Annotated in this window: 5 protein-coding genes and 1 pseudogene; 3 read left to right on the top strand and 3 right to left on the bottom strand. The window is 62.2% G+C overall.

The annotated features are described in order from the left end of the window. The first annotated feature begins 46 nt into the window (after positions 1-46). Both ACTHL0_RS21415 and tssF read left to right on the top strand, forming a co-directional pair. The gene (locus tag ACTHL0_RS21415) at positions 47-310 is read left to right on the top strand and encodes a PAAR domain-containing protein (protein WP_440568908.1); all 264 of its coding nucleotides are present in this window, start codon (positions 47-49) and stop codon (positions 308-310) included. Then, complete coding sequence (gene tssF, locus ACTHL0_RS21410; RefSeq protein ID WP_440568907.1) at positions 307-2151, top strand: type VI secretion system baseplate subunit TssF; 1845 nt, start codon at positions 307-309, stop codon at positions 2149-2151. The genes ACTHL0_RS21415 and tssF overlap by 4 nt, the downstream gene beginning before the upstream one ends. 112 nt (positions 2152-2263) lie before the next feature. On the opposite strand, the gene ACTHL0_RS21405 is transcribed toward tssF, so the two are convergent. Further along, on the bottom strand, positions 2264-2647 hold the full coding sequence (locus ACTHL0_RS21405) for a VOC family protein (protein ID WP_440568906.1): 384 nt from the start codon (positions 2645-2647) through the stop codon (positions 2264-2266). Positions 2648-2746: 99 nt separating this feature from the next. Then, a complete protein-coding gene (locus ACTHL0_RS21400) occupies positions 2747-3217 on the bottom strand; it encodes a PaaI family thioesterase (RefSeq protein WP_440568905.1) in 471 nt (156 codons plus the stop codon). Positions 3218-3493: 276 nt separating this feature from the next. Between ACTHL0_RS21400 and ACTHL0_RS21395 the strand changes: the two are divergent. Next, a pseudogene (locus ACTHL0_RS21395) lies at positions 3494-3679 on the top strand (methyl-accepting chemotaxis protein); the annotation flags it as partial. Here the strand turns inward: ACTHL0_RS21395 and ACTHL0_RS21390 are convergent. Continuing rightward, complete coding sequence (locus ACTHL0_RS21390; protein ID WP_440568904.1) at positions 3679-4782, bottom strand: AGE family epimerase/isomerase; 1104 nt, start codon at positions 4780-4782, stop codon at positions 3679-3681. The pseudogene ACTHL0_RS21395 and the gene ACTHL0_RS21390 sit on opposite strands and share 1 nt — an antisense overlap. Positions 4783-5219 lie beyond the last annotated feature (437 nt).

Raw genomic sequence — 5219 nt, 5'->3', positions numbered from 1 at the left:
AAATACAACCAACAAGGCTGGTCTTGGTGAGGAAAGAGCAATCGATATGAAAGGCATTATTCGAGTTGGCGACGCAACGAGTCATGGCGGCCAGGTCGTGACTGGAAGTGCAGTGAGCAACGTAATGGACCGCCCTGTTGCAAGACAAGGCGACCAATGCACCTGCCCCATCCAAGGCCATCAAAACTGCGTGATCGCTGAAGGCGATCCCGCGTTTATCGTCGACGGCAAGCCCGCCGCCTTCGAAGGCCATAAAACATCCTGTGGCGCGACATTGATTTCGAGCTTGTCCTCGTCGGGTCGAGCATGACTGCCGGGTCGGACGATCTCCTCCCCGAATACGAACGCGAACTGGCCAGACTGCGCCGCTCGCTTCACGAATTCGCGCAGCGTCATCCCGAAGCTGCCGCACGCCTCTCGATTTCTGGCGAACAATCCGAGGACCCGCACGTCGAGCGGCTGATCCAGTCTGCCGCCTTGCAGTTCGCGCGAGCAAGCGCACGGATCGAGGACAACTACCCCGAGCTTCCGACCGCTATCCTCGAGAACTTCCATCCCGAGTATCTGCGTCCGTTTCCTTCCTGTTCGATTGCGCAATTCGAAGGAAGCGCAGGGCTCGGAAAGCTCACGAAGCCCGTTACCCTCCAACGCGGCACTGAACTCAAAACGCGCAAGGGCGAGTACCCATTCGTCACGGTGTACGACGTCGTGTTGGCTCCATTGCGAATCGCCGATGCGCGCTATGCACCCGCAACGTCCGCACCCGCCAAGATTCGGCTGAACGAAAACACGACAGGCATTCTGTCCATCACGTTTTCTTCGATCGAGACAAAACCGCTGCTCGAGGGGAGCATGCCAAAGCGCGTGCGCCTATTCGTCGATGGCGGTCGTCGCACCGTCGCTGCGACGATCGACACGTTCTTGCTGCGCGCATCGACCGCGTTCGTCGAAGCCGAAGCGAGCGGAACATGGATCGCCTTGGATGCCGTGCCGCTATCGGCACCGGGCTTCGATCTCGATGAGGCATTGATTGAACGGCGTGACGACAATCCATCGCAGTTTCGCCTCCTACTCGAATACTTCTCCTTTCCGCAGAAATTCGACTTCATCGACATCGACCTCTCAGCATTGACGCGCGCCGCAGGCCCGTGCAGTCGAGTGACGTTGCATTTGCCGATCCAAGACGTGCATCGCGATTCGCGACGTGGACAACGGTTGGAAGCGCTCACTGCGTCGAATTTCAAGCTGTTCTGCACGCCCGTCATCAATTTGTTCGCCTCTCCCGCCGAGCCGATCGCCTCGGAGGACATGGCGCTGCCTGTATTTCCTGTCGTGCCGGGCACGTTGGGCGCTTCTGCCGCGTCGGTCTATCGCATCGACGATGTCCAATTGATGCAGGAAGGGACGAAGGGCGCCGTCTTCAAAAAAATCGAGCGTTACCAATCGCTATATCGCCACACCGCACCGCAAGACTCCGGCGTCTTTTGGATGGCGGAAAGAGACGGCCGGCTCGCGGAATTTCTCCCGGGGCAGGACATGGTGCTCTCACTCGTCGATGCCGCCGGCCGCATCACCGACGTAGTGGGAAAACAAATCGACATGGACCTCGCTTGCACGAACGGCAACCTGCCCGCGAGCTTGGAAGTCGGCGATCCCAGAGGCGATTTCTCCGAAGGAAACGAGGCGCTGGCTGGCCGCGCATCGCTGTTGTTCTCCCCGACGGAAAGCGTCGAACGACCCAAAACACCCACCGCCCTATGGGACATGATCGCGATGCTCTCCGCCGGGGCACTCAACATTTCTCAGGCCGGTTTGCCCGCATTCAAGCAGCTATTGGCGGCTCATGCGCCGTCTCGTTCGCCGGGCGCGCGACATATCGAGGGCTTGAAGCACCTTGCACGCGAGTCCGCGCTCGAATGGATCGTCATGGAACCGCAGCCGACGCTCGTGCGCGGCTTGCGGATTCGGTTGGGTGTATCGGAGACAATCCTCGACGATTGCACCGTTAGCGCGCTGGGCCGCGTGCTCGAGAGCTTGTTCGTGCACTACGCGCCCGCGAACAGCTTTATGCAACTCGTTCTGATGTCGGCTGAGAATTGGGCCGAATTGTTCAAAGGCCGCCCACTGCCGGGCGCAGAATTCGAACTCTGAATGGGTCGGTCCGCTCACGCATTGCATCAGCGCAATGCATGTCGCGCTCAGACACTGGCGGTTGATGAACTGCTCCCCGCCAGATCACCCGAATCGTTCGTTGGCGGTCTACTTACCCCTCGTGACACACCGCCTCGATGTTGTGCCCATCAGGATCGAGCACGAACGCGCCGTAATACCCCGGGTGATAGTGCGGGCGCTGGCCCGGCTCACCGTTGTCTTTCCCGCCGGCGCCAATCGCTGCGTGATAAAACGCGTCCACCATGGCGCGGTCGGCTGCGCGAAATGCGATGTGAACGCCAGGGTTATTGGGCGTGCCGCGACTGATCCAGAAATCGGAGACTCCATTCGCGCCGAATCCAGCGACATCGGTATGGCGCGTCACGGCCGCCGAAAACTCGCTCAGCATGGCGTACCCGAGCGGCGCGAGCGCTTGTTGGTAAAAGCGTTTGCTCTTCTCGAAATCGCTCACGAGTACGCCGGTATGGTCGATCATCTGCATTCCTCTCAGTGTGGTGTTTTATAAGAGCCTTAAAAGCAGCGTGGTGTCGGTCGGGCATGTGACCCAGCGTCAATTCAAACTACAAATTCAACCTCAAGCGCGCTCGTCGCCATGCGGCGTCTGCTCATCAGCGTGCCGCAGTGAAGCATTCGGCCCGTCACCCACCCGATTGATGGTGCCTTGTGCCAGCGCCACCAGTGTTTCCTTTTCACCATCCACGACGAACACGCTGCACTGGCAGATCGCATGCCCGCGGCCAGCATAAATGAGTTCGGCCCGCGCGAGTAGCGTGCCCCGCACGGCCGGCCGCAGGTAATTGATCTTGTACTCGCCTGTCACTACGCGCGGCCCCAATGCCAGCGCACCGGCGAAGGTCAACGCGTTATCGGCCAGATAACTGATGACACCGCCGTGCACGAAGCCCTGCTGCTGACGCAGCTCATCGCGGATCGGCAGCCGTAGCGTCACCTCGCGCTCGCCGATCTGCACGAGCTCCGTGCCGAGCAGCATACTGAACGGTTGCGCGTGCAGCGCGCCGCGCGCGAGATCGAAAAAGTCGGTCATGCCGTGCCCCTTCGGGGCAAGGCCCCGTGCCGTGTCGCGTTCCACTCTAGGAAGGGCAGACCCACCGCGTCAAGCAAGCGTTAGGCGTTTCCTTCATTGCACGCGTTTCCCCAAGCTGCCCGATTCGGCAGTCATCCGCGTTCGAGCCTCAAGCCAACCGCCTGATTGCCGTAAACCCTAAGTAGCGCCGTTCCCCGGCTTTCTTTCGTTTTTCTTTCGGATGTTCTAGATGTTCTAGATGTTCTAGATGTTCAGCAAGATCAAGCTCGCTTCCGGCCCCTGGCGTTGAACGCAGCCGTCGAAGCTGCGCGCGCGGGCGAGCAGGGTCGTGGCTCGGCCGTCGTGGCCGGGGAGTTGCGCGGTCTGGCGCAGCGCAGCGCGCAGTCGGCCAAGGAAATCAAGGCGCTCATCAGCGAATCGGTGGCGCAGATCGAAGGCGGCTCGGAACTCGTCGAACGATCTCAATCAGGCAACGCGGCGTAAGCCGTGGCCAGGTGATACGGCGTCGTCGACGGCATATCGGCGCGTGCTACGTCACCCGTCGGCGTCAAGCACTCATACCAGCCGCGCGCATGCAGGAATCGCGCCTGGAAGCGCGGAATCTGCACCGCCAACGTCTCCCGATCCTGTGCACCGCCCCGCGTCGCAAGCGCGCGCAGATATTCTGTTTGCGCCCAGATCCGCTGAGTGGCGTCCTTGACGGCGCCGGTCTCGTCGAGCGCCGCGCACACGCCGCCCGTTGCCGGATCGATCCCGTGCCGTTGCGCGAAGTCGAAGGCGCGCGACAGATGGCCATCGAGCCCCGATGCCGCCATGACCGGCCCCGCCCGCTTCACGAGATAAAACCATTCGAACTGATGACCCGGCTCGAGCCGGTTGTCGTCGCTGCCGATCGGCAGTTCCGCAATCGCGCCCGTGGGCTCATGGATGAAATGACGCGCCACGGCGTCCGCCAATTGAGCCAGTGCCGATTCGTAGCCCGGCTCGCCCGTCGTCTCGTAGGCAGCGAGATAGGCTTCGGTCAAGTGCATGAGCGGGTTTTGCAGCGGGCCGGTGCGCGGCGCCGAAAAATCCGCGCTCAGTGCGGCGTGAAGCAAACCCCCGGGTGCCGCAAAGCGCGCCTGGACGAGCGCGGCCGTTTCGTCGATGACGCGCAGGGCGTCGCGATCGCCCGTGGCCGCGGCATAGTGCGCGCAGGCAAAGATGACGAACGCGTGTGTGTAGAGGTCCTTCGTCGTATCGAGCGGCGCTCCCTGCCCATCGATGCTGTAGATCCACCCGCCGTGTTGCGCGTCATGGAAATACCGCCGTATCGCGTGAAAGAGTTGCTCGGCATGCGCCGCGTCGCCTGCCAACGAAAACACGAACAATTGTCGCGCACAGGCCATGGCTCGGTAGCGCACGACGGGCAGCGGCGCGTGATCCTGCGCGCCGACGGCCTCGTACGGCAATTGCGACGCGCGATTGAAACCGGGCCCGCGCCAGATCGGCAGGACGGTTTGTGCGTAATGCGAGCGGAGGGCGGCGGCCTCGGCCGCGATCGTATGATCGATCGAGTTGGACATGATGCGGTTTTGGCTGGACGGTGAAACGGCGCGCTTTCATAACGTCGCGCGAAGCGCAAAGGATAAAGCAAAGCCGCGGCGCAAGGCAGGCCGGCTGGCGAGAAAGGCGGATGGACCATGGATTCGGCAGGCGGCGCAACGGTGGGGCCTCGGACGGCCGCACGGCGAACCGATCATGAGACAATGCCGCGTTTGCAGCACGCTTCGATTCGATCACGATACCAATGAGCCGCGCAGCCGCGCGTCGTCGCAGCGGCTCTCCATACGCTATGCCAGATCCCGCAGCATCCTCTTCTCTCCGTTCCCGAGGCGCTTCGCGCGCCAAGCGCCGGGCCCGAGCCGCTTCGTCGGATGACGCGCGCCGGCCCGCGCGAGCTGCAGTCGAGCCCGAATCGCCGGTGGCACACGACACCGACGCCGCCCCGCATGTCGAAGCC

The sequence above is a fragment of the Trinickia sp. genome (assembly GCF_051961175.1).
GTDB lineage: Bacteria > Pseudomonadota > Gammaproteobacteria > Burkholderiales > Burkholderiaceae > Trinickia.
The sequence above is the reverse complement of the archived record's forward strand: the minus strand, read 5'-3'. Positions and strand labels throughout refer to the sequence as shown.

What these genes read in the sequence shown, in the direction of transcription:
- tssF (WP_440568907.1), top strand. Translation starts at nt 307, where the DNA reads ATGACTGCCGGGTCGGACGATCTCCTCCCCGAATACGAACGCGAACTG.
- ACTHL0_RS21415 (WP_440568908.1), top strand. Translation starts at nt 47, where the DNA reads ATGAAAGGCATTATTCGAGTTGGCGACGCAACGAGTCATGGCGGCCAG.
- ACTHL0_RS21405 (WP_440568906.1), bottom strand. Translation starts at nt 2,647, where the DNA reads ATGATCGACCATACCGGCGTACTCGTGAGCGATTTCGAGAAGAGCAAA.
- ACTHL0_RS21400 (WP_440568905.1), bottom strand. Translation starts at nt 3,217, where the DNA reads ATGACCGACTTTTTCGATCTCGCGCGCGGCGCGCTGCACGCGCAACCG.
- ACTHL0_RS21390 (WP_440568904.1), bottom strand. Translation starts at nt 4,782, where the DNA reads ATGTCCAACTCGATCGATCATACGATCGCGGCCGAGGCCGCCGCCCTC.